General features: G+C 71.8%; 20 protein-coding genes and 1 pseudogene. 17 read left to right on the top strand and 4 right to left on the bottom strand.

The window, feature by feature from the left end; genetic code table 11:
• Window positions 1–135: 135 nt before the first annotated feature.
• The gene (gene purD, locus K318_RS23365; RefSeq protein WP_029088356.1) at window positions 136–2,364 is read right to left on the bottom strand and encodes a phosphoribosylamine--glycine ligase; all 2,229 of its coding nucleotides are present in this window, start codon (window positions 2,362–2,364) and stop codon (window positions 136–138) included.
• Window positions 2,365–2,614: 250 nt separating this feature from the next.
• Here purD and K318_RS0102850 point away from each other — a divergent pair, with 250 nt between their 5' ends.
• The 16 genes and pseudogenes from K318_RS0102850 to purM all read left to right on the top strand — a co-directional run bounded on the left by K318_RS0102850 (window position 2,615) and on the right by purM (window position 18,836).
• Window positions 2,615–3,268 carry a hypothetical protein gene (locus tag K318_RS0102850; RefSeq protein WP_029088355.1) on the top strand — a complete coding sequence of 218 codons (654 nt, stop codon included), beginning with the start codon at window positions 2,615–2,617 and terminating at the stop codon, window positions 3,266–3,268.
• Window positions 3,269–3,512: 244 nt separating this feature from the next.
• Window positions 3,513–4,238 carry an RNA polymerase sigma factor gene (locus tag K318_RS23360; RefSeq protein WP_084499531.1) on the top strand — a complete coding sequence of 242 codons (726 nt, stop codon included), beginning with the start codon at window positions 3,513–3,515 and terminating at the stop codon, window positions 4,236–4,238.
• Complete coding sequence (locus K318_RS0102840) at window positions 4,235–5,563, top strand: protein kinase domain-containing protein (protein WP_029088354.1); 1,329 nt, start codon at window positions 4,235–4,237, stop codon at window positions 5,561–5,563. The genes K318_RS23360 and K318_RS0102840 overlap by 4 nt, the downstream gene beginning before the upstream one ends.
• Window positions 5,564–5,663: 100 nt before the next feature.
• Window positions 5,664–6,998, top strand: coding sequence for a hypothetical protein (locus tag K318_RS0102835; protein ID WP_029088353.1), 1,335 nt, complete (start codon window positions 5,664–5,666; stop codon window positions 6,996–6,998).
• A 136-nt stretch (window positions 6,999–7,134) separates the two neighbouring features.
• The gene (locus K318_RS0102830; protein WP_245579740.1) at window positions 7,135–7,989 is read left to right on the top strand and encodes an ABC transporter permease; all 855 of its coding nucleotides are present in this window, start codon (window positions 7,135–7,137) and stop codon (window positions 7,987–7,989) included.
• Window positions 7,973–8,758: an ABC transporter ATP-binding protein gene (locus tag K318_RS0102825; protein ID WP_029088351.1), complete on the top strand. Its 786-nt coding sequence runs from the start codon at window positions 7,973–7,975 to the stop codon at window positions 8,756–8,758. Before K318_RS0102830 ends, K318_RS0102825 begins: the two co-directional genes overlap by 17 nt.
• Window positions 8,755–9,840, top strand: a complete 1,086-nt coding sequence (locus tag K318_RS0102820; RefSeq protein ID WP_035280206.1) for a glycosyltransferase family 2 protein — start codon at window positions 8,755–8,757, stop codon at window positions 9,838–9,840. The genes K318_RS0102825 and K318_RS0102820 overlap by 4 nt, the downstream gene beginning before the upstream one ends.
• A 230-nt stretch (window positions 9,841–10,070) precedes the next feature.
• On the top strand, window positions 10,071–11,180 hold the full coding sequence (locus tag K318_RS0102815; RefSeq protein ID WP_029088349.1) for a hypothetical protein: 1,110 nt from the start codon (window positions 10,071–10,073) through the stop codon (window positions 11,178–11,180).
• Window positions 11,181–11,313: 133 nt separating this feature from the next.
• Window positions 11,314–11,778 carry a DUF3151 domain-containing protein gene (locus K318_RS0102810; RefSeq protein ID WP_029088348.1) on the top strand — a complete coding sequence of 155 codons (465 nt, stop codon included), beginning with the start codon at window positions 11,314–11,316 and terminating at the stop codon, window positions 11,776–11,778.
• The gene (locus K318_RS18910; protein WP_245579739.1) at window positions 11,775–12,959 is read left to right on the top strand and encodes an asparaginase; all 1,185 of its coding nucleotides are present in this window, start codon (window positions 11,775–11,777) and stop codon (window positions 12,957–12,959) included. Before K318_RS0102810 ends, K318_RS18910 begins: the two co-directional genes overlap by 4 nt.
• A gap of 76 nt (window positions 12,960–13,035) precedes the next feature.
• Entirely contained in the window at window positions 13,036–13,434 is a 399-nt protein-coding gene (locus K318_RS0102800; RefSeq protein WP_029088347.1) for a sterol carrier family protein, read from the top strand.
• Between the two features lie 91 nt (window positions 13,435–13,525).
• Entirely contained in the window at window positions 13,526–14,968 is a 1,443-nt protein-coding gene (locus K318_RS0102795) for an aldehyde dehydrogenase family protein (RefSeq protein WP_029088346.1), read from the top strand.
• 49 nt (window positions 14,969–15,017) lie between these two features.
• Window positions 15,018–15,353: pseudogene (locus K318_RS25790) on the top strand (helix-turn-helix domain-containing protein); the annotation flags it as partial.
• Window positions 15,354–15,632: 279 nt separating this feature from the next.
• Window positions 15,633–16,163 (top strand): MFS transporter, encoded by a 531-nt coding sequence (locus K318_RS25405; protein ID WP_051297377.1) that lies wholly within the window; start codon window positions 15,633–15,635, stop codon window positions 16,161–16,163.
• A gap of 13 nt (window positions 16,164–16,176) precedes the next feature.
• On the top strand, window positions 16,177–17,712 hold the full coding sequence (gene purF, locus K318_RS18900; protein WP_035280478.1) for an amidophosphoribosyltransferase: 1,536 nt from the start codon (window positions 16,177–16,179) through the stop codon (window positions 17,710–17,712).
• A gap of 2 nt (window positions 17,713–17,714) precedes the next feature.
• Window positions 17,715–18,836: a phosphoribosylformylglycinamidine cyclo-ligase gene (gene purM, locus K318_RS0102775; RefSeq protein ID WP_029088344.1), complete on the top strand. Its 1,122-nt coding sequence runs from the start codon at window positions 17,715–17,717 to the stop codon at window positions 18,834–18,836.
• Window positions 18,837–18,968: 132 nt separating this feature from the next.
• Here purM and K318_RS0102770 read toward each other — a convergent pair whose 3' ends face one another.
• On the bottom strand, window positions 18,969–19,187 hold the full coding sequence (locus K318_RS0102770) for a DUF3073 domain-containing protein (RefSeq protein ID WP_029088343.1): 219 nt from the start codon (window positions 19,185–19,187) through the stop codon (window positions 18,969–18,971).
• 216 nt (window positions 19,188–19,403) lie between these two features.
• Here K318_RS0102770 and K318_RS0102765 point away from each other — a divergent pair, with 216 nt between their 5' ends.
• On the top strand, window positions 19,404–20,222 hold the full coding sequence (locus K318_RS0102765) for a DUF8083 family protein (protein WP_029088342.1): 819 nt from the start codon (window positions 19,404–19,406) through the stop codon (window positions 20,220–20,222).
• 6 nt (window positions 20,223–20,228) lie between these two features.
• On the opposite strand, the gene mgtE is transcribed toward K318_RS0102765, so the two are convergent.
• Window positions 20,229–21,587 (bottom strand): magnesium transporter, encoded by a 1,359-nt coding sequence (gene mgtE, locus K318_RS0102760; protein WP_029088341.1) that lies wholly within the window; start codon window positions 21,585–21,587, stop codon window positions 20,229–20,231.
• Window positions 21,588–22,288: 701 nt separating this feature from the next.
• Window positions 22,289–23,692, bottom strand: a complete 1,404-nt coding sequence (locus K318_RS0102755) for a hypothetical protein (RefSeq protein ID WP_029088340.1) — start codon at window positions 23,690–23,692, stop codon at window positions 22,289–22,291.
• Window positions 23,693–23,961: the final 269 nt, after the last annotated feature.

The following is a 23,961-nucleotide window of genomic DNA, read 5'->3' as shown; positions in this document are numbered from 1 at the left end:
GTCCGGCAGCTTCTCAGCCCGGGACTGCCGGCTCCTCGAGCGGGGCGCGGGTTCTGCCGGAACGCGGCCGCTCAGCCCGGGAGGCGCGGCCTCCCCATTTGGGAATGCGCACGCGCTCCGGTGCGGGAACCCCGCTCAGCCCGGGAACGGCTGCCCGGTGATCCGCTCGAACGCCTCGAGGTAGCGGGCACGGGTGCGCTCCACGACCTCGGCGGGCAGCTCCGGCGGAGGCACCGTCCCTGACTTGTCCCAGCCGGACTCCGGGGACGTCAGCCAGTCGCGCACGAACTGCTTGTCGAAGCTCTCCGCGGCCTCGCCGGGGACGAACGTCGCCGCATCCCAGAACCGCGAGGAGTCCGGGGTGAGCACCTCGTCTCCCAGCACGATGGCGCCGGAGGCGTCCCGGCCGAACTCGAACTTGGTGTCGGCGAGGACGATCCCGCGCTCGCCCGCGAGCTCACGGGCACGCTCGTAGACCCGCAGGGTGAGGTCGCGCAGCGCCTCGGCGTCCTCCTGGCCCAAGAGCTCGACGGTGCGGCCGAAGTCGATGTTCTCGTCGTGATCGCCCACCGCGGCCTTGGTCGCCGGAGTGAAGATCGCCGGCTCCAGACGGCTGCCCTCGCCCAGCCCGGCGGGCAGTTCATTGCCGCAGACGGCACCGGTGCGACGGTAGTCGGCGAGACCGGAGCCGGTGAGGAAGCCGCGCGCCACGCACTCCACCTCGAACATGTCCAGCCGCCTGCAGATGAGCGCGCGGCCCGCGACCTCCGCGGGCACGTCCACGCTCACCACATGGCTGCCCACGAGGTCGCTGAGCTGGTCGAACCACCACACGGACAGACCGGTGAGCACCTTGCCCTTGTCCGGGATCTCCGTGGACAGCACCCAGTCGTAGGCGCTGATGCGGTCCGAGGCGACCATGAGCACCTCGTCCGCACTCGCCAGATCCACCGCGCCCGCGCGGATGTAGAGATCGCGCACCTTGCCGGAATAGGCATGCTTCCAGCCCGGCAACGCGGGCGCCTCCGCCGAGGCGCGGGCCACCGCCGCTGCCGCGTTCGTCCCTGCGGAGCTCGCCCCCGCGCTCGCCTCGGGCACCTCGATCTCGCCGCGCTCGGCCCGGAGCGCGATGTCGGAGCGCAGCTGCATGCCGTCCCAACTGATGAGGGAGGCGGCCTCATAGGCCTTCGCCCGCGCCTCGGCCAGGCCCTCGCCGAGCGCCACGACCGAGAGCACGCGCCCGCCGTCGGTGAGGAACTCGCCCTCGGACGACAGCTTCGTGCCGGCGTGGAGGACGTCCACGCCCTCGAGCGCGAGCGCCTCCTCGAGACCGGCGATCGGATCGCCCTTCTGCGGGGCCTCGGGGTAGTTCGCCGCGGCCAGCACCACCGTCACGGCGGAGCGGGGGTCCCAGTCGAGGGGCGGCTGCTCCGCGAGCGTGCCCTGGGCCGCGGCGAGCAGGAGGCCGGCGAGCGGTGTGCGCAGGCGCGCGAGGACGGACTGCGTCTCCGGATCGCCGAACCGCACGTTGAACTCGATGACCCGCAGGCCGCGCGAGGTGAGCGCCAGGCCGCAGTAGAGCAGGCCCGCGAAGGGGCTGCCGCGGCGGGCGAGCTCGTCGACGACCGGCTGGGCCACGCGGGAGACGATCTCGTCGACCATGCCCGCAGGCGCCCACGGCAGCGGCGAGTAGGCGCCCATGCCGCCGGTGTTGGGGCCGGTGTCGCCGTCGCCGATCCGCTTGAAGTCCTGGGCTGGCGACAGGGGCACGGCGACGGTGCCGTCGCAGACCGCGAAGAGCGAGACCTCGGGGCCGTCGAGGTACTCCTCGATGACCACGCGGTCGGAGGCGGACAGGCAGGACTCCGCGTGGGCGACGGCCTCGTCGAAGTCGTCCGTGACGACGACGCCCTTGCCCGCGGCCAGACCGTCCGCCTTGACGACGTGCGGAGCCCCGAAGCGCTCGAGGGCCGCGCGGGCCTCGGCGGGAGTGGTCGCGGCGACGGCTGCCGCGGTGGGCACGCCTGCGGCCTCCATGACCTCCTTGGCATAGGCCTTGGAGCCCTCCAGCGTCGCGGCCTCCTGCCCGGGGCCGAACACCGGGAACGAGGCGGCGCGCAGCGCATCCGCGACACCGGCGACGAGCGGGGCCTCGGGCCCGATCACCACGAGGCTGACGTCGAGCTCCCGGGCGAGGGCGACGCACGCCTCGGGATCCGTCTGGTCGACGGGGCGGGTCTCGCACAGGAGGTCGATGCCGGGGTTGCCAGGGGCTGCGATGACGGCTTCGACGCCGTCATCGCGGGAGAGGGCGGAGACAAGGGCGTGTTCGCGGGCGCCTGGGCCGATGACGAGTACCTTCACGGCTCCCAGCCTAACCGGGGCCGCGGACGTGGGGTGGCGCTGCTCGGTCGGCGGACGGGGGACCGTTCCGCGCGGCCTGCGGCCTCGACCCTCGCACCGGGATCTCCGAGGCCGGCGGGCACCTCTGCCTCGTCGGCGTACGGCCCCGTGCGGACCGGCGTCTGAAGAAGTTCCGAGACCGATGCAACCGCGGAGCCGCGGGCCGCGACTCACTGGTGAGACACCACCGGCACCGAAAGGACGAGAAGACATGAACGGAACGAACATCCGCCGCAATGGTCGCCGCGCGCTCTGGGCGGCGCTGATCAGCGGAACCGCGGCGATTGCGCTGTCGGCATGCGGGGGCGGCACCGCCTATGAGTTCCAGGTGGAGGGGGTCGAACCGGACACGAAGCTGCGCATCGCCCTTCCCGAGGACCTCCGCGAGGCCGTGGGCGAGGGGGTGTCGGATCGTCTCCTCGTCGAGGGCTATCGAGCACAGGCGCGTGAGCTCGCCGGGGTCGAATACTGCGCCCTCGAGCTCAGGATCGACTACGCCGATGATGCCCTTGAGGTCCTCAGCGCTCCCCTGGACGGTAATTCCTCTGCGGAGAGCCTCGGCGAACGGCTGGGATTCTCCTCCGTCGTCGCTGGGGCGGCATTCGACCCGGATGCGCCCGAGCACGGCACCTACATCTCCGAGGACATGGTGACGGCGATCGTCGTCGACCGCTGTGCGACCTCGGCGAGCGATCCGGACGAGGGCGTGGAGGTCGTGTTCCCGATCCTCGATGAGGAGTCCTCCGACGGGACCGACGAATTCGCCGAGGCGAACGTATCCGTCATGGCAGATGGCACTCTCGGCGTCATGGGGGCCGTCGACGGCTACACGCTCGACGCCAACGGCAACTGGATCGCATACTGAGCCGCATCACCGCCGCAGGGACTCATCGCCACCCGAGCGGTGCGGGCGTCGTCGTCCTCGCGGTCGCCTCGCTCGGCGCGGTCCTGATGGCGGGGCAGAGGCCCGGGGTGCTCGTGTCCGCGTGCCTGCCCCTGCCCTGCGACGCATGAGGCCTGAGGCTTCCGGCGGGTTCGAGGTGCCGCGCTGACACCTCGGACCCGCCGGGTTCCTGCACCCACCTGCGGATATCGGTAGACTTCCCCGCATGGCGGCTCATGAACGGTCTTCTGCGTCCGCAGCGGTGCATGTGCAGGAAGCAGCATCAGACCCTGACGGTCCGCACGCGCTGAGCCGCGCGCTGCAGGACGGGAGCCGTGCCGCGGCCTCTCGCATCGCGCGGTCCCTCGTGGAGAGCGGTCGGGCGGCAGACGCCCTGGATGCCCTCGCCGCGCACGCCGCCGCCGACCGGGCGGCTCTCGAGCTCCTTGTGGAGACACTCGACGCCTCCGGGGTGGTGCATCGGTTCGCGGGAGCAGTGCTCCTGGACCGGAGCGCGGTGGACGATGTCGCGCAGGACTCGCTGATCTCCGTGGTGCAGTCGATCGGGGCCTACCGCGGCGGCGGCAGGTTCACGAGCTGGGTGCACACCATCGTGCAGCGGAGGGTCACCGATCACCTGCGCCGCCAGCGCGACACGGCCCCACTGGTCGAGGAGGAGGCCCCGTCCGTGCGGATGAGTTCGCTCATCGCCACCCGCGCCACCGTCCGCCGTGCCCTCGACGGTCTGCCGGAGCTCTACCGGGAGCCCGTGGTGCTGCGCGATCTGGAGGGGCTGTCGTACGCGGAGATCGCAACTCAGCTCGACCGCAACGTCGGGACGGTGAAGTCGCAGGTGAGCCGCGGGCGGGCGATGGTCGCCGGCGCGCTCAGGGACGAGCCTGACGGCGAGGGCGCAGCCCCGGCCCGGAGCTGTGACAAGGCAGCCGGGTGAGCGCACGGCTGGCCCACTACCGGCTGGAGCAGCCGATCGGGGTGGGCTCCTACGCCACCGTCCACCGGGCAGTGGACGAACGCCTCGACGATGTCGTCGCGATCAAGATCCTCGCGGAGAACCACAGCCTCAACCTCGAGATCCGCCAGCGCTTCATCGCGGAGGGCCGCAGCCTGCGCCGGGTGGGCGGCGCTCATGTGGTGTCCGTCTACGACATCGGCGAATCCGAGCGGCACCAGCCGTACCTCGTGCTCGAGCACGCGGACAGGGGCACCCTCCGCGACCGCGTCGAGTGGCTGCGCGGGCAGGGCTGGCGTGCCTCGCCCGATGACCTGCTCGCCTTCGCCCGTCCGCTGGCCGCCGCCGTGGACGCGGTGCACCGTCAGCGCCTCGTCCACCGTGATCTCAGCCCGGGCAACCTGCTGCTGTCCACCCGGGCCCCGGGCCAGCTCGGCGAGGAGGCCGCCGCGGGCTCCGCCGTGATCGGGGACGACGAGCGCCTGCTGCTCGCCGATCTCGGCATGTGCAAGGACCTCGCGGTGAACTCGGGCCTCACGGTCTCCGGCGGCACCGACGGCTTCCGCCCGCCCGAACAGGAGGGCCCCGGCGTCGTGGACATCCGCGCGGACATCTGGGCGATGTCCGCGCTGCTCGCATGGCTGGCGGACGGAGGTGCGCCCCCGGCCCTGGCGAAAGTGCTCAAGCGCGGGACGGCGACGCGGCCGCAGCGCCGCCAGCCCGATGCCGAAGCGTGGCTGCGGGAGGTGGAGCAGGCGCTCGCCCCGCCCGCGCCCGAGGCGGTGAGCGGCTTCGCGGATGCGCACGGTGCGGGCGGCGGCGCGTCCGGCCAGGGCGGCACCGGCCAGGGCGGCCACCTGCCCGCGGCCGCCGAAGGGGATGGCCGCGGCGGTGAGGCGGGCGCGCAGGGGCCGCTCACGCCTCGGCAGCAGAGGGCGCGGCTGTGGGGCAGGCGGATCCGGCGGACTGCGGCGGTGACCGCCCTGCTCGCCTCGCTCGTGGGCGGGGTGCTCCTGGGCCGCTGGGCCTTCGGAGATGCGGAATCGCCGCCCGCGCAGGCGGACGGGGCCTCCGTCTCGATCACCGGACCCGAAGAGGTGCCCGTGGGGGAGCCCGCCGTCTTCACGGCAGAGGTCGAGGGCGCGGACTCCTGGGCCTGGACCCTGCCGAGCAGGCGCTATGTCGCAGATCAGTCCGAGGTCACCGTCACCGCCACGACGCCGGGCTCGGCGGAGCTGGTCCTGCGGGCGGAGGCGCCGGACGGCAGCGATCTCGAGGTGCGGCGAGCCTTCCGTGTCGTCGAATGACGATCGGATGCAACCGATCGGCTCCGCGCCACGACTCACGGGTGAACAGCGCACAGACGAGGCGCAGATGACGGGAAGCACACAAGCAGAGGAGACACCCATGTCGCAGATGACGATGACACCGGCGTCCGAGCCGTCGCGCGCGCACGGCGCGGTTCCGCGGGGACGCCGGGCGGCGCGGACCCGCCTGGGCCTCGGCGCCGCCGCGCTGTCCGCCCTGGCGCTGAGCGCCTGCGGCGGAGGCGAGGGCGAGGCCGAGTTCGCCGAGGAGTCCGCGGCCCCCGAGGTCGTGGGCGAGCAGGTGGAGCAGGGGTTCCTCTACGAGGACATCTCGCAGAACGTCACGGTCACGGACACGCTGCGCCCGGAGCGCGGTGAGATCATCACACCCACGGGCACCCTCACGGTCAACGAGGTCCAGGCCGTGAGCGCGGTGCCGGCCGAGGAGATCGAGCGCGAGGCGGTGACGGACGAGGAGACCGGGGAGCCGCTGGACTACATCGCCGCCGAGGGCGAGGAGCTGAGGGTGGTCGACCTCACCTTCACGCCGCACGGGGACCAGGAGGACCTGTACGGCGGCGAGCACGAGAGCGGCACCACGAGCGAGCTCTCCATCCGGGCCGGGGGAGCGCAGAACCACCTCCAGCCGCTCGGCAGCCAGGCCGACCACCGCATCCTCGTCTCCGCGCCGGAGGACGGCTCCACCCACTTCGTGGTCTCCTCCGAGGGGCACGACCAGTACGTCGACGTGCTCACGGGAGAGCGGCAGGAGGACGACGTCGCGGCCGCGTACTACCGCCCCGTCACCACCCAGGAGCCCCACCACACCTTCCCTGTGGACGACAGTGAGTTTACGGTGTTGTACAACGGCAGCGAGGACGGGGAGGGGACGGTCTCCTATGATCTCCAGGTCGCCTCGGCGTCTCTGACCGCGTGGACGCAGGACGGCGGCTGGGCGGCGCCGGGCGAGGCATGGCTCGCCGTCGACTGGAACTACGAGGCCGAGGCCGGTGGCGGTTCAGGCGCATTCGGTATCGAGGAACTCGCCGTGAAGCTGTCCGTGGACGTGGACGGCACTGTGACAGAGGACGAGTCCAATTATCAGTCAGGCTCGTTCCCGGGATTCTCCGCCGATGACGAGGTCACGACCTTTGCCTCAGTGCCCATCGATACGACCGACGTAGCAGTGAGCCTGAGCGGCGACGTCCGGACAGGACTGTCGGACCCATACTCCCTGACCGAGGAGACAGCCGAGTTCTCCACCGAAGAGCTGGCGATCTCGTTCCCGCTCACGGGCGACGGCGCGGCGGCGGATCCCTCGGCAGAGGCCTCGGCGGAGGCCGAGCCGACCGAGGGGGCCGCGAGCGCTCCCGCCGGAGGCGAGGACGCCTCGGGCGCAGGCGGCTCTGCGGGCTTCACCGACACGGACTCCTGAGCGTCCCCCCGCTCACGGCCGATGAGGACCGCGGTAGATGAGGCCAGTTCCACACCACCCTCGCGTGTGCTGAGAGGGTGCGGTGCGGGCCCTTCGCTAGACTCTGACAGTCCGCACCCCTCGTCGAAAGAACGCTGTGTCTGAGAATCTGTCGCAGGTGGCGGCCTCCCACGGCCTCGAACGCGTGGGGGCGCGCCCACCCCTGGGGGCCTATCTGGGTCAGGTGCTCAGGCGCCTGGACTTCACGCTCTCGCTCGCGCGCTTCCGGATCCGGAGCGAGAACGAGCGCAACCGGCTGGGGATGCTGTGGGTGCTGCTGCGGCCCACGTTCTCCGCGCTCATCTACGGCACGGTGTTCGGTTTCGTGCTCGCGGGCATGCGCCCGGAGAACTTCGTGCCCTATGTGGTGGTGGGCGTGTTCCTCCTGGAGTTCTTCAACTCCTCGATGAATGCCGGCGCCAAGTCGATCATCCACAACACCGCCCTCGTCCAGTCCCTGCCGTTCCCGCGCATGGTGCTGCCGGTCGCGAAGGTGCTGGAGAACCTCCTGAACTTCGTCCCGCCGCTGCTCATGATGCTGGGCATCGCGATCCTCTGGGGCTCCGTGCCCACCTGGGACTGGCTGCTGCTCCTTCCGCTCATGGTCCTGTTCTGGATGTTCAACCAGGGCGTGGCCCTCATCTTCGCCCGGCTCACGGTCCACATGCGGGACCTGTCGCAGCTCACCCCCTTCATCTCCCGGATGATCTTCTACACCGCCGGGGTGTTCTACGACCCGGCCAAGATCCTCGCGGACCACCCCATGCTCACCCCGATCTTCGACTGGCACCCCCTCTACGAGGTGCTCGCCATCACCCGCGGACTCATCCTCGACGGCTATGCGGTGCCCCTGGACTACTGGTGGCGGTTCTCGCTCTGGGCCGTCGTGATGCTCGCGGTGGGCATCGTGTTCTTCTGGAAGGCTGAGGAGCGGTATGGCCGAGAGAACTGACGGCGCGACGCCGGACGCGGGCGCATCCTCGCAGCCGCACGGCCAGCCCGTGGTCGTCTGCGACGACGTCCATGTGGAGTACAGCGTGCTCGCCACCGGCAAGCGCGTGGACAAGGGCAGCGTCTCAGGATTCATGCAGCGCAGGCGCTCCATGAAGAAGGTCCACGCGCTCAAGGGCGTGAGCTTCATCGCCTACGAGAACGAGTCGATCGGCGTGATCGGGACCAACGGCTCGGGCAAATCCACCCTCATGCGCACCATCACCGGCCTCACGCCGGCCAGCGCCGGGGCCGTCTACGCGCGCACCCGCCCCAACCTCCTGGGCATCGGCGCCGCACTCATCCCGGACCTCTCCGGCAGTCAGAACATCATCCTCGGCGGCCTCGCGATGGGGCTCAGCCGGGAGGAGATCGAGGGCCGCTACGACGAGATCGTCGAGTTCACCGGCCTGCAGGACTTCATCGACATGCCGATGCGCACGTACTCCTCGGGCATGTCCGCACGCCTGAAGTTCGGCATCGCGACAGCCAAGGAGCACGACATCCTCATCGTCGACGAGGCGCTGAGCGTGGGCGACAAGGCGTTCCAGCGCAAGAGCGAGGCCCGCATCCGCGGCATCCGCGAGCGCGCGGGCACCGTCTTCCTCGTCTCGCACTCCATGCGCTCCATCCGGGACACGTGCAACCGCACCATCTGGATCGAGAAGGGCGTGCTGCGCGCGGACGGCGAGACCAAGGACGTCGTCGCGGAATACGAGAAGTTCAAATGAGCCGGCACCCCGTGCGCCGGAGCCTCGCTCCCGAGGCGCTTCCCGCGCTTCCCGAGGCCCCCGGCGTCTCGTACATCATGCCGGTGCTCAACGAGGCCGGGCACGTGGCCGACGCCGTCCGCGGGATCCTCGCGCAGGAGTACGCAGGCGAGCAGGAGATCGTGCTGGCCCTGGGCCCCTCCACCGACGGGACCACGGAGACGGTGCGGGAGCTCGCGCTCGAGGACGAGCGGATCATCGCGGTCGACAACCCCGCCGGGGACACACCGGTGGGACTCAACCTCGCGATCGCCCGCACTTCCCATCCCGTCATCATCCGGGTGGACGCGCACTCGGAGCTCTCCGAGAACTACACCGCGGCAGGCGTCGAGGCGCTGCGCCGGACGGGCGCGGCCAATCTGGGCGGGCTCATGCGGGCCGCCGGGCGCGGGGCCTTCCAGCGCGCCGTGGCCCGGGCGTACATGTCGCCGGTGGGCCTGGGCGGACCGGCCTACCACTCGGGCGACCGGGCGCAAGAGGCCGAATCGGCCTATCTGGGCGTCTTCCGCCGGGAGGTGTTCGAGGTGCTGGGCGGCTTCGACGAGACCCTGCGCCGCGGCCAGGACTGGGAGCTCAACCTGCGCATCCGCGAGGCCGGCGGCGTCATCCGCTTCGAGCCGGGGCTCACCGTGACCTACTGGCCGCGTGACACCTGGTCGCGTCTGGCCCGGCAGTTCTACGCGACCGGGGTGTGGCGCGCGGAGATCGTCCGCCGCCACGGCGCCAAGAACTCCCTGCGCTATTTCGCCCCGCCGGTGCTCGTGCTCGGCGTGGGCGCGGCGGTCGCGGAGACGGTCCTGCAGCTCACGGGGACGACCCGCCGCTGGCCGCGCTGGGTGCGCCGCTTCACGCGCCTCGTGCACGTGCCGAGCACCGCTTATGTGGCAGGCATCGTCGCCACTGCGTGGAGGGCGAAGGACGCCGGCCTGCGCGAGCGCGTCTGGTTCTCCGCCGTCCTGCCGACCATGCACCTGGCCTGGGGCGCGGGCTTCCTGCGCGGCCTGGTGGCGGGGGCTGCGGCCAGTCGCGATCGGAGCAGGTGACAGCCGGCGCGTATGCGGCCGAGGCCGGGCCGAAGGCGGAGCAGGCAGGAGCGGGTGCGGTCGGCCTGTGCAGCCCGGCGGTGCGGTGCGAGGATCGTCCTGGACAGCGCGCTGTGATGTGCGGCGCGGGGCAGACGGGTGTCGCGCGAACGGAACGATGAGCGCAAGCGGACAGGAGCGGATGACAGGTGGCGAAGAGGAAGCGGGGAGGTTCCGGCAGGGGACCGCGGATGGAGGATCTGTCCGATCTCACGCCGGAGAACCTCGAGCGCTCACGCAGGCGCGGACCGGCCCCTGCGGCTTTCGAGGACCCCGCCCGGCAGAAGCGCTGGGAGGAGCGCACTGCCGCCGCCGAGGCGAGGAAGGGCCAGCGCACCAGCGCTCCCTTCATCGCCCTCGCCGTGGTGGGCCTGTGCGTGCTGGGGCTCATCGCATGGAGCCTCCTTCGGCCGGAGGAGCGGCTCACGGTCGCCGGACTGAACTCGCCGGTCGTCGCGGCGACGGACGGCGGCAGCGCCGTGTACCCCGCGAACTCGGCAGAGGCGGTGGGCGAGGACGTGAAGTTCGGCTACCTCCCCGCCGTGGAGCTGCAGGAGCTCGCCGACGGCACCGTGGTGCTGGGCTCCTCGCCGCAGGATGAGGGCGGGGCTGATGGAGCTGCCGGGGCTGATGGGGAGGACACTGCGGCCTCGGCGGCACCGGGCTTCGAACGGCCCTATGCCGAGCTGAACTCCGAGGAGTTCGCAGCCGGTTCCATCCCCTCCCCGGAGGACGGCGGACGCTCCGGTACCCCGGTGACATGGGCCGATGTCTATGAGGACCATGCTCTCAGCACTGTGTTCATGCCGGAGGTGGACACGGAGAGCGAGCTCGACGCCGTGCTGAGCGCGGCCGAGGAGCGTGAGCGGCTCGATGCGGTCATCGTCCGGACGGCGGATCCCGCGCTGGCCGGAATCGCCTCGGCCGCGGGCGCCCCCGTGCTGTTCACGGGCGCGCTGGGAGGCAGCGCGGGCTCCGCAGGCGTCGGTGCGGATACCGCGGACCCCGGTGCAGACGCTGACAGCGCAGGTGCGGGTCAGGCCGGTGCGGAGGGGGGAGCCGCAGACTCGGGTGCCGACCCGGCCGCACTCGCCGAGGCCGGCTTCACGATGGTCGCCCTGCCCGCGGACGCGGAGGGGCTGAGCGCCGAGGCCATCGGCGCGTGGACGGACGCCGGGATCGAGGTGTGGGCCGCCGGCGTCGAATCGGAGGCGCAGCTGCAGGAGTTCGCCGAACACGGGGTCTTCGGCGCGTTCGCCGAGAACCCCTTCGCGGTCCAGCCCTCGAATTCGGGAGACTGAGCGCATCCTGCACCAACTCGCCACCCCTTATGCCGCTGGACGTTCACTCATGACGGGGCGTTCAGCGGCATAAGGGGTGGCGACGGGGGTGCAAGTCGCCGCCGGGGCGCACCCCGGCGATACAGTGGGGCGCATGGCACAGAACCTGGGCAATCCCTCGCACATCGGCAGCCTCGATCCCTCGCAGCTGGGCCCGCAGCCCACGTACCTGCCGGACGACCACCCGGACGTGGAGGCGCTGCGGCGGCTGGAGGAGGGGGAGGAGCCCCTCGACCTGGCGGCCGCCCTGCCAGCCTCGAGCCTCGCCTGGGCCGAGCTCGCCGATGAGGCGTTCGTGGAGGGCCGCTATGTCGACTCCTACGCCTATGCGCGTGTCGGCTACCACCGCGGGCTCGATGCCCTGCGGGCCGCCGGCTGGCGCGGGGTGGGGCCCATCCCCTGGGAGCACACCGTGAACCGCGGATTCCTGCGGGCGCTGTATGCGCTCGGGCGTGCGGCCGGTGCGATCGGCGAGGCCGAGGAGGCCCAGCGGGTCACGAAGTTCCTCTCGGACTCCGACCCCGCGGCGATGGACGCGATCGCCGCGGCGCACGGGTGACCGGCGCGCAGGTGAACGGTACGGAGGTGAACGGCGCGCAGGTGAACGGCGCACGGGCGCATACCGCAGGGCCGGGCGCCGCGCAGCTGCCACGCGCGGCGCAGACCTTCACGGCAGCGCAGACCCTCACGGCACAGCAGGCCGTCGAGCTCGCCGTGGTTGAGCGTTCGGGCTTCGTCGAGTCCCGCCACCTCGGCGCTGCCGTGCTCATGGACCCGGACGGGACCGTCGTGTGCCGCCTGGGTGCGGTCGAGGCGCCGGTCTTCGTCCGCTCCGCGCTCAAGCCGCTCCAGGCGGTTGCGAGCCTGCGGGCGGGCGCACGGGTGGAGGGCGCCTCGGCGGCGCTCGCGACAGCCTCCCACCGCTCCGAGCAGCGGCACATCGACACGGTCGAGGCGATGCTGGCCTCGGCGGGCCTGGACGAGAGCGCGCTGCGCTGCCCCGCCTCGCCCCCGGCGCACGGAGCCACGCGGTTCGCGCGGCGCGAGGCCGGGCACGAGCTCTCCCGCCTGCACTTCAACTGCTCGGGCAAGCACGCGGCCTTCCTCATGGCGGCGGTGGCCGGCGGGCACACGACGGAGGACTACCTCGCGCCGGACCATCCGGTGCAGCGGGAGGTCGCGCGCGTGGTGGAGGAGTTCGCGGGCGCGCCCTCGGCCGCGGTGGGCACCGACGGCTGCGGCGCCCCCGTGCACGCGCTGCCGCTCACGGGCCTGGCCCGGGCGATCGGCCGCTTCGCCCGGGGCGAGTCCCCGGAGACGCGCACGCTCATGGACGGCGTGCTCGCGCATCCCTGGGGCATCCAGGGCGAGGGCCGCAGCAACACGGTCGTGATCGAGCGGCTGGGCATCTTCGCCAAGGGCGGGGCGGAGGGCGTGCTCGTCCTCGCGACACCGGAGGGCTGGTCGCTCGCGCTCAAGTGCCTCGACGGCTCGGACCGGCCCGCCGAGCTCGCGGGACTGAATCTGCTGGCTGCGGCTGGCGCGGTGGATCCGCAGGCCGCCGCCGAGGCCCTGGTCGCCGTCGTGCCCGCCGTGACCGGCGGCAGCGGTGAGGGCGGCGCGACCGTGCGGGCGGGTGCGGTGCATCCGGGCGCGGGGCTGGTCGAGGCGCTGGATGTGCTGGGCGCGAAGCCGCTGGGCGCGAAGCCGCTGGGCGTCCCGGGGGGCTGGGCGCGGTGAGCGTGCGGGTCCGCGGGCAGGAGCTCCGCGGGCGAGAGCACAGAGGAACGGAGAGGATCGACATGAGGAGCACACGATGAGCCGGAAGCGCAGGACGGACCCCGCGGCGGGCATCCACGCTCTGCAGGTCTGGTGCACGGCCGTGCAGAACGCGGGGGCGCCGGTCGACCGGCGTACGCTCGCGACGGCCGTGCGCTTCACGCTCGAGGAGCTCGCGGTGCGGCACGAGGGCGGCAGCGTCGAGGTGCGCGTGCCCCCGTTCGGGGTGACGCAGGCCGTCGCCGGCCCCGCCCATACGCGCGGCACGCCGCCCAATACGGTGGAGACCTCGCCCGAGGTGTGGCTCGGGATCGTGACGGGGCGGCTGGACTACGCCGAGGCCGTCGCCGGCAACCGCATCGAGGCCTCGGGCACGCGCTCGGACCTCTCGGGCCTCGTGCCGCTCTTCACCGCGGAGGGACACCCGCTGAGCTGAGCTCTGGCCCGGTTGCCCCTGCCGGCGGCACCCCATCCCAGAACGCAGGAGGCGTGTTCCCCCTCACCCGCGACTGGTGTTGAATGGCGCCATGACTGCGCAGACCTCCCAGACCACATCGTTCATCGGCGGCAGGCACGTCCCCTCCGTGAGCACCTACCCCAACATCGACCCCGCCACCGCGCGCTCCCTCGGCGAGGTCTCCCGCGCGGGTGCGGACGAGGTGGACAGGGCGGTCGCCGCGGCGGCGCAGGCGCAGCGCGAATGGCGGAGGTCCTCACCGGAACAGCGCGCGAAGCTCCTCGTCGGCACCGCCGCGCTCATCCGCAGAGACCGCGAGCACCTCGCCCGCCTCGAGTCCGAGGACACCGGAAAGCCGCTCACGCAGGCATATGCGGATGTGGACGTCTGCGCGCGCTACTTCGAGTTCTACGGACACACCATCGAGGCCTACTACGGCCACCAGATTCCGCTGGGTGAGGACATGCACGTGTACACGCGCCGCGAGCCCTACGGCGTGACCGGCCACATCGTCGCGTGGAACTACCCCCTGCAGCTCGTGGGCCGGGCCGCTGCGACCTCTCTGGCCACCGGCAACTGCGCCGTCGCGAAGCCTGCGGACGAGACGCCGCGCTCCACCGTCCGCCTCGCGGAGCTCATCGCGGAGGCGGGATTCCCCCGCGGGGCGTTCAACGTCGTCACGGGCTTCGGCGCCGAGGCCGGCGCGGCGCTCGCGAACCACCCCGGTGTGGCGCACCTCGGCTTCGTGGGCTCGACCGTGACGGGCTCGGTCATCGCCCACGCCGCCGCCGAACGGGTCATCCCCACGGTCCTGGAGCTGGGCGGCAAGTCCGCCAACGTCGTGTTCGCGGATGCGGACGTCGATGCGGCGCTGCCCAGCCTCGTCCGCTCGATCGTGCAGAACGCGGGCCAGACGTGCTCGGCAGGCTCCCGCCTCCTCGTCCACGCGGACGTCCACGACGAGGTCGTGGAGAAGACGGCCGGCGCGATGCGGGCGCTCACGATGGGGCGCGGACTCGACGATCCCGGTCTGGGGCCGCTCGTGTCCGCGAAGCAGCAGGAGCGCGTGCAGGGCTTCCTCGATGAGCTCGGCAGCGGACAGGTGGTGACGGGCGGGTCGCGCCCCGAGGACCTGCCGTCGGAGCTCGCGGACGGCGCCTTCATCGCCCCCACCCTCGTCGACGCCGTCACGCCGGAGCAGCGGATCTTCCAGGAGGAGGTGTTCGGCCCCGTCGTCGCGGTGACCTCGTTCGAGTCGGACGAGCAGGCGCTCGCGCTCGCCAACGGCACGGACTACGGCCTCGTCTCGGCCGTGTGGACGCAGAGCCTGCCCCGGGCCCACCGCATGGCCGCCGGGATCGAGGCCGGCCAGGTCTTCGTCAACACCTACGGCGCGGGCGGGGGAGTGGAGCTGCCGTTCGGCGGGTTCAAGAAATCCGGCTACGGGCGTGAGAAGTCGATCGAGGCCTTCGACGAGTACACGCAGACGAAGACGGTCGTCATGAAGCTCTGAGCTCAGGGCGCAGCTCTCTGGGGCCGGAGCCGGGGCGGGCGGGGAGGCCGTGTCCGCGCGCACCCGTGACATCACATTCGGTTCGGAAACGCCGGAGCTGACCGGTCGATTGCTGAGCAGGACCCTGCGAACTCAGGATGACTGGACTCTCCGCAGGTCTGAGCTGCCTGCCGAGGTCGCGTCGCTCATCGAGGCGGTCCTCGAGTCGGTTGCTGCCGGTGAGGGGATTACGATCGGCAGGGTTCCGGAGATCGTGACGACGACCACTGCCGCCGATATGCTCGGCATCTCCAGGCCGACCCTCATGAAGCACATCAGATCGGGGCGCCTGCCTTCGCACGCCGTAGGCTCGCACACTCGGCTGCGCAGGGAGGCGGTCATCGAGTTCCGGCGTGAGCTGCGTGCAGAGCGCGTGCGTGCGGCGCGTGAGCTCATGGAGCTCGAGGACGAACTCGACGAGCCCCTCTGGCCAGAAGAGCGCCGTCGGCTTTCGGCTGAGGAGCCCCTTCCGCCCGGCTCGGCCCTGCTCTCACCCGTGCCGCTCCCTCTCGCAGTCCGCCCTCGCTGCAGGCCCCCGACCCGACCTGAGAGCCTTCGCCGCGCCCACCCACTAGACTGGTCCGGCATTGCAGCACCCCGGCGGAGCAGGAGTCAGCAGGAGAGCATGGAAGACAACAGGGACAGGATGACGGACCGGCTCGAGGTCGAGGTCCGCCGCAGCCCCAAGTACTCGATGTTCATCGCGGCGGGTGTGCTCGTGGGCTTCCTCGTCGCGGGCGTGCTCGTCCTCCTCCCGGCGGACACCTCGCAGCTCACGGCGGAGTACTCGCGCGGCGCCGCCCTCGGCATCCTCATGATGATCCTCGGCGTCCTCGGCGCGGCCCTCGGGGGCACGGTCGCGCTCATCGCGGACCGCCGCAACGCCAAGCGCGCGCGGACCTACACGGTGCAGGCGGAGTACGTGGCCCGTCGCCGCACCGCAGCGCAGGAGACAGAGGCCGCCGCCGAGGCGGAGCCCACCGGCCAGCCCGACTCCGCCCCCGCCGTCGAAGCCGCCCCCGCCGAGGCGACTCGCACCTCCGCCGGCGAGCACCCGCGCGCTCCCTCGGGAGGCCCCTCGGCCGGAGGCGCTGACAGCGCCCCTGGCGGCACCGCGGACTCCGCCGCGACCGCGCCGCGCGATGTGGAACAATGACCTCGTGCCCGCAGTGAACCTGTCCCGTACGGACCGCAGCCCTCACGCTCCCCTCCCCGGTGACTCGCCCGCGCCCGACGCCGCCGCGGCCGCAGAGCCGCTCGAGTCGGCCCCCGGCGAGGAGTGCGGCGTCTTCGGCGTCTGGGCGCCGGGCGAAGAGGTCGCCAAGCTCACCTACTTCGCGCTCTACGCGCTGCAGCACCGCGGGCAGGAGTCCGCCGGGATCGCCGCGAGCAACGGCGAGCAGATCCTCGTCTACCGCGATATGGGCCTCGTCTCCCGCATCTTCCGCGAGTCGGACCTGCAGACTCTTCCCGGGCACATCGCGGTCGGCCACACGCGCTATGCGACGACCGGCGCCTCGGCCTGGGAGAACGCGCAGCCCACGCTCGGCCCCACGCCCTTCGGCACGCTGGCGCTCGCCCACAACGGCAACCTCACCAATGCGGAGACGCTCGAGAACCTCGCGGACTCCTATCGCGACCACCACCAGCGCACCGTCGCCGAGGCGACTCAGAAGCCCCATCGCACGCGCGCTGTCCGCGATTCCTCCTCCGACACCTCGCTCATCACCGAGCTGTTCGCCTCGGCGCAGGGCGAGACCCTCCTGGACTCGGCACTCGACCTCCTCCCGCAGCTGGAGGGCGCCTTCAGCCTCGTCTTCATGGACGAGGGCACCCTCTACGCCGCCCGCGACCGCTACGGCGTGCGCCCGCTGGCCCTCGGCCGCCTGGAGCGCGGCTGGGTCGTCGCCTCCGAGACGGCGGCGCTGGACATCGTGGGTGCGAGCTTCGTGCGCGAGGTGGAGCCCGGGGAGCTCATCGCGATCGACGAGGACGGCCTCCGCTCCCACCGCTTCGCGGAGCAGAACCCCGCACACTGCGTGTTCGAGTACGTCTACGTGGCCCGTCCGGACAGCGTGCTGGCCGGACGCACCGTGCACACCTCCCGGGCGGACATGGGCAGGCAGCTCGCGCGCGAGCACCCCGTCGACGCCGATCTCGTCATCGCCACCCCGGAATCGGGGGTGCCCGCGGCGGTGGGCTATGCGGAGGAGTCCGGCATCCCCTTCGGCCAGGGCCTCATGAAGAACGCCTATGTGGGCCGTACCTTCATCCAGCCCACGCAGTCCCTGCGCCAGCTCGGCATCCGGCTCAAGCTCAACCCGGTGCGCGAGAACATCGAGGGCAAGCGGCTCGTCATCATCGACGACTCGATCGTGCGCGGCAACACCCAGCGCGCCGTCATCCGCATGCTGCGCGAGGCGGGCGCGGCGGAGGTGCACGTGCGCATCTCCTCGCCGCCGGTGAAGTGGCCCTGCTTCTACGGCATCGACTTCGCGACGCGGGCGGAGCTCATCGCCAACGGCCTCTCCGTCGAGGAGGTCGCGAAGTCGCTGGGCGCGGACAGCCTCGGCTACATCTCCCTCGAGGGCATGATCGAGGCCACGCGGCAGCCCGCTCCGACGCTGTGCACGGCGTGCTTCTCCGGGGAGTATCCGATCCCCGTCGAGAATCCGGGATTCGAACTCACTCGCAGGGGGTGCTGAAGATGGCCGCGAACACGGCTGGACAGGGCGCGGCGCAGCAGGCCGCGCAGGGGACCACGTACGCCTCGGCGGGCGTCGACGTGGAGTCCGGCGACAGGGCCGTCGAGCTGATGAAAGCGGCGGTCGCCGCCACCCACACGCCCGAGGTGGTGGGCGGGGTCGGCGGTTTCGCCGGCCTGTTCGACGCCTCGGCGCTCAAGGACTACCGGCGGCCGCAGCTGGCCACCTCCACCGACGGGGTGGGGACCAAGGTGGCGCTGGCCCAGGCCCTCGACATCCACGACACGATCGGCCACGACCTCGTGGGCATGGTCGTCGACGACATCGTCGTGCTGGGCGCGAAGCCCCTCTTCATGACCGACTACATCGCCTGCGGGAAGGTGGTGCCCGAGCGCATCGCCGCGATCGTGCGCGGCGTCGCCGAGGCCTGCCGGAGCGCGGGTGTGGCCCTGGTGGGCGGCGAGACCGCCGAGCACCCCGGCCTCCTGGACCCCGAGGAGTACGACGTGGCCGGAGCGGCCACCGGCGTGGTCGAGGCGGATCAGGTGCTGGGCGCGGATCGCGTGGCCGTCGGGGACGTGCTCGTGGGCCTGCCGGCCTCCGGTCTGCACTCGAACGGCTATTCGCTCGTGCGCCGGATCATCGCGGACGCGGGCTGGTCCCTCGACCGCGAGGTGCCGGAGTTCGGCCGGACGCTGGGCGAGGAGGTGCTCACCCCCACCCGCGTGTACGCGGGGCCGCTGCTGGCGCTGCTGGAGGAGCTGCCCGGTGCGGTGCATTCGATCTCGCACGTGACCGGCGGGGGGCTGAGTGCCAATGTGGCGCGCGTGCTGCCGCGGGGGACGGTGGGCGTGATGCGCCGCGACTCCTGGGAGATCCCGCCGGTGTTCGGCGTGCTCGGCGATCTGGGCGGGGTGCCCCTGCTCGACCGCGAGCGCACGTGGAACCTGGGTGTGGGCATGGTGCTCGCGGTGGCCGAGGACCGCGCGGACGAGGTGCTGCGCGCCTACCCCGGCTCCTGGGTGCTGGGCGAGGTGCGCGCCGACGACGGTGCGCACACGCGCGAGGAGGCCTATGTGCAGGGGGCCAAGGGCGTGGACGCGGGAGCCGCGCTGCTGATCTGAGCGCTGCGGGCGGAATGCGGAAGGGCCGGAACCACGTGGTTCCGGCCCTTCCGCAGTGCACCTGTGCTCTGCCTGTGCCCGTGTTCGTGGCCGGCGAGGCCGTCCGCGCTCCGTCAGGCAGCTGACGCGGGGTCAGCGTGAGGCTGCGTCGTCGTCCTCGTCGTCGAAATCGTTGTACTTCTCCGCGTAATCGGAGTAGTCGTCCTCGAAATCGTCCGAACCGTAGCTGCCCGCGTCCGCAGACTCTCCGCCGAGCTCCTTCTGAAGCGCGCTCAGATCGGTGTCCGGGCTGTAGTATTTGAGCTTCCGAGCGACCTTGATCTGCTTCGCCTTCGCACGACCGCGACCCACTGGCCTGACCCCCTCCGTTGCTCATCCAGGGTGGGATGAGGTCCCTGGTCCGACTGTAAACGTACTCTGGGGGATTCTACCCGGGAACGTCCTGGGGGGCCATTCTGCCCCCGGCGCACGGACCTGCGTGCGCGGACGCACAGGTGGGGACACGCGGAGGGTGCGATGCGGCATGGAGGCGGAGTCCGGCGGGAACGTGCCGATACAGTGGTGGCCATGTCATTCTCACGTCCCTACGAGGTCTACCTGCGCGTGTTCGAACCGGTGTTCGCGCATCCGGCGTGGGAGGCCGATCCGGTGTCCCCCAATGACGACACCGTGCGGGACGGCCTCCACCAGGATGCCGACCGGCGGCTTCTGGTGCTGCCTCCCTCCCCGGTGCCGCAGCCGACTCCGGCCACGCGCGTCTATCTGCCCGGTTCGGAGACGACGGACGGGATCGACCGTGCCTGGCCGGTGCAGCAGGAGGTGCTCTCCTGGGGTGCGCTGCAGGAGCTGGAGGAGAACGTCCCGGCTGCGCTGCTGGATCCGCTCGTCCCGCGCGGAGTGCGCCGCGAGGCCGCGATCAACCGCATGTCCTGGCTGCGGGAGGAGCGCGGCGACCGCGTGTTCTCCCAGGTCTCGGCGTGGACGGTGCCCTTCCAGTGGTGGCTGGCCTTCGACGAGGACGATGACGCCGTCCTCGAGGACGAGCGCGAGGACGGCAGCCTGCGCGTCCGGGTCCGCGCCGACCTCGTGAAGAGCTCGGCGAGGGTGGACTGGGCGCGCGACATGCTCGCGGAGAAGGCGCTGCCGTCCGGGGCCTCGGCGGTGGTGGGCGAGTTCAGCGAATGGCTCGACGGCTTCGACGTGAATGCGGTTCTCGAGCTCGACCTGGGCGGGGTCTCGGAGCTGCACTGGCACGGGACCATGCGGAAGCTCGTCGCCGACTGCATCGCAGCGCTGGCCGCGGACGCGGACGACGAGGCGGGGGAGATCTTCGCGAAGTACATCCACCAGCTCGAGGCACTGAGGCTGCTCGCCCGCTCGAACTGAGGCTCTTCAGATCCCCAGCACCGCCCGGGCGATGGCGAAGTAGATGACCAGGCCGGCGGCATCGACGAAGGTGCTGATGAACGGGTTGGAGAAGACCGCAGGGTCGGCGCCGATCGCCCGGGCCGCCAGCGGCATGAGCCCGCCCACGGTCGCGGCGGCGGTGCAGACGGCCAGCAGGGTGAGGCCGATGACCGCACCGATCTGCGGATCGAACACGACCGCCGTGATCGTGAAGCCGAGGGTCCCCAGCAGGATTCCCAGGCTCCCGCCGACCCTCGCCTCCCGGGCGAGGACCCTGAGGGCATCGCGCGGGCGCACCTCGTTCACCGCGATCGCCCGCGTCACCGTGGTCGCGGCCTGGTTTCCGGTGTTCCCGCCGGTGCCGATGAGCAGGGGCACGAACAGCGCGAGCACCGTCACCTGCTCCAGCGTGGCCTCGAAGGCGGAGAGCACCCGTACCGTGAGCGTCGCGCCCACCGCGAGGACCAGCAGCCACACCACCCGCGAGCGCATGAGGCTGAGTGCCGGGGTGGAGAGGTACGGGCGGCTCAGCGGCTCCACGCCGCCCTGACGCGCGGAGTCCTCCTTCTCCGCGTCGCGGAGGATGCGCACTGCATCGTCCACCGTGAGGATGCCCACCAAGCGCGATTCGCTGTCCACGATCGGGAGCGCGAGAAGCCCGAGCTCCGTGCACCGGCGGGCGGCCTCCTCGGCGTCCGAGGCGGCCTGCGCCGCATGCGGCTCCTGCATGAGGTCCGCGACGACGGTGCCGGGCTCGGCCTCGAACAGATCGCGCAGGCTGATGACCCCCACGAGCCTCCGATGGTCGTCGACCACGGGCAGGGTGTAGACGGTCTCAGCTTCCCGCCCCTTCTCCCGGACCCGCCGCAGCGCGCAGTCCGCGGTCCGGTCCGGGCGGACGGACACGTACTCGGGGCTCATGCGGCGGCCCACGGAGCCCTGGGGGTAGCCCAGCACCTCGGCGGTGAGCTGGCGGTCGCGCGGCGGCAGGCCCCGCAGCAGGCGCGAGGCGACCGAGGCCGGCAGCTCGTCGAAGAGCCAGGCCCGGTCGTCCGGGTCGAGCTCGGCGAACAGCGCGGCCACCTGCGAATCCTGCAGTCCGTCCACCAGATCGCTCTGCAGGGCGGGGGAGAGGGCCTCGAACACCTCGAGCGCCCGGTCCTTGGTCAGCGGGCGGAACATGAGGGCGAGCTCGCGTTCGCTCAGACGCCCGGCGAGCTCGACGATCCGGCCGGTGGGCAGGGCGGCGACGGTGCTCGCGAGCGAGGCGAGATCGCCGTCGTCGATGGTGCGGATGAGGTCCGAGGCGGTCTCCTCGACGCTGGGGATGTTCTCGACGGTCATGGCTTCCTCTTCTCCCGCCGAGGCCGGTGCTCGGTGAGCGGCCTCGGCGCGGTTTCGAGGTGCACGGCGGTGCGCAGTCACAGCTGCTCGGCGGTGCACCCGTGGGCGGCCCCGGGGGCCGTGGGCGGGATGCCGGACGCTTCTCCGTCGAGGTGGTGAGCGGGTGCCCGCTGCGGCCCGTGCGTTCCGTGGGCGCGGGCGCTGTCCACAGGAGACTGACCTGAGTTCGGGCGGTCACCGGGAACCGGGTGCTGCTCAGCGGAATGGGAGCCCGCAGCGTGCGTGTGCGCGGAGACGAGCCGGGGGAGGCTCGAACGCCTGCCCGCAGTCCGCGGCCCCGTGACATGGAGTGACGTGGGGCAGAGGGGAGAGCGGGCCGCCCGTGCGGGAAGCTGAGCGCTGCTGGGACCGAGGGGTGCCGCTCAGGCCGGGTTCATGGACGCGACGGTGGTGTCCGGCTTGCGACTGGAACTGTCACTGTTCACGGCTCACTCACCTCGCTTCCGACTGCGGCGGGAGGCGGATCCTCCCGGCCCTGCCGGATGCTAGCAGGAGCGCGCGGTCTCCGCCAGTGCCGCTCGGCTGGTCGCCCGCTCCTGCCGGTGAGCCGGGTCCGCACCGAGGCGCCCGCCTGACCGTGCGATCAGGCGGGCGCCTCAGTGAATGCAGGACGACCGCCGGCCGGAGCGGTCGCCTGCGGCTCAGCGGGTGCCGGAGCTCTTCACCTGCTGGCGACGGGCGGTGAGCAGGAGGGTCGCACCGCCGACGACCAGCAGGCCCGCACCGATCACGAGCCCGGTGAGCTCCGTGCCCGTCCGGGGGATGGAGGTGCCGCCGTCGGAGCCGCCGCTCCCACCGCCTGTGCCGGTCACGGTGAAGCTGCCGTCGACGGAGGCGAGACCGGTGCAGGTGACGGTGACGTCATAGGAGCCCACGTACGCCTCGGGGCGGTCGGCGTCGAGACCGTAGACCCGAACGGAGGCGCTGCCCTCGGCGTCGAGCGTCTGCACGTCCTCGAATGCGACGATCTCCTCATCGTCCGGGGTGACCAGGAAGTGCGCCTCGTCCCCGGGGCGGCAGGCGGTGACGGTGAGGGTCACGCCCCCGTTCTCCGCATCCGTGAAGGCCTGGGCGGAGATCGACTCGGGCGACACCGTGAGGGCGGGTTCGAGGCCCGGGTCGGGGGTCGTGCCGTCATCGACGATCGTGAAGCGGGCCTCGGCGAGGACGCTGGGACCCTCACCGCTCTCGAGGATCGAGAGCACCGCCGTGCCCGGAGCCATCTCGCCGTAGGGCGGGTCGATGACACCGGAGAGCCGCCCCTCGGAATCAGTGGTCAGCTCTTCGAGGTAGATGTGGGCCTGCGAATCGGCATAGGCGGCCAGCGCCACGACACCGGTGTCCGGCTCGAAGCCGGAACCGCTGAATGCAAGCCCCTCGGAGGCGAGCTCGGTCGCGGTGACCTCCGATTTCGCGAGGCTCACGACCGGCTCGTCCGGAGGTTCCTCGTCCACGATGGTGAAGGGCGCCTCGGCGAGGACGCTGGGGCCCTCGCCGCTCTCGAGGATCGAGAGCACCGCCTCGCCGGGGACGGGCTCGACGCCTTCGGGGAGGACGATCCCCGAGATCTCGCCGTTCGCGTCCGCGGTGATCTCCTCCAGGTAGAGGGTGCCGGAGTCCCGGTAGGCGGCCGTGGCGACGAGGCTCGCGTGCGGCTCGAAGCCGGAGCCGCTGTAGGTGAGTCCGTGGGCGCTGAGATCCTCGACCGTGATCTCTGTCGTCGCAAGGCTGACGACGGGGTCGTGCGCCTCCTCGGTGGGTTCCTCCGACGACGGCTCGTCCGAGGGCGATTCCGGGGCCGAGGTCTCCTCGCCGGGCGTCTGCTCGTCTCCCGTGCCGTCCTCGGCCGGGGGCGTGCCGGGATCCGGTTCCGGGGCGGGATCCCCCTCCGGCGGAGTGGTCTCCTCGGACTCGTCCGTCGGAGCGGCGACCTGCGCCGGGACCTGATCTGCGGAGTCCGGTGCCGCGTGGACCGTGCCGAAGCCGGACACCACGAGTGCGAGGGCCGCTGTGGTGGTGAGTGCAAGTCTGCTGAGGGTTCCCATCGCTCTGCCCTTCCGCGACGGCGGACCGTGCCGGTGCGGCGCTCGGCCGGGCTGGAGCTGCGTCCCGGTGGAGGTGGTCCGCTGTGCTTCGAGGATAGATCGACCGGGGGAGGCTGTCGTGCCTCTGGTCATTGTGTTCTCAAGGATGACGGAAGTGTGCCGATGCCGTGACCGGAACGAGACGTGAATGCACGAGGCGCCCCGTTCTTCCGCGGAAGAACGGGGCGCCTCTCGATGCGGCATCTCCGCTGCGACCCTGACGGGACTCG

The organism is Brevibacterium album DSM 18261 (assembly GCF_000426445.1).
Classification (GTDB): domain Bacteria; phylum Actinomycetota; class Actinomycetes; order Actinomycetales; family Brevibacteriaceae; genus Brevibacterium; species Brevibacterium album.
The sequence above is the reverse complement of the archived record's forward strand: the minus strand, read 5'-3'. Positions and strand labels throughout refer to the sequence as shown.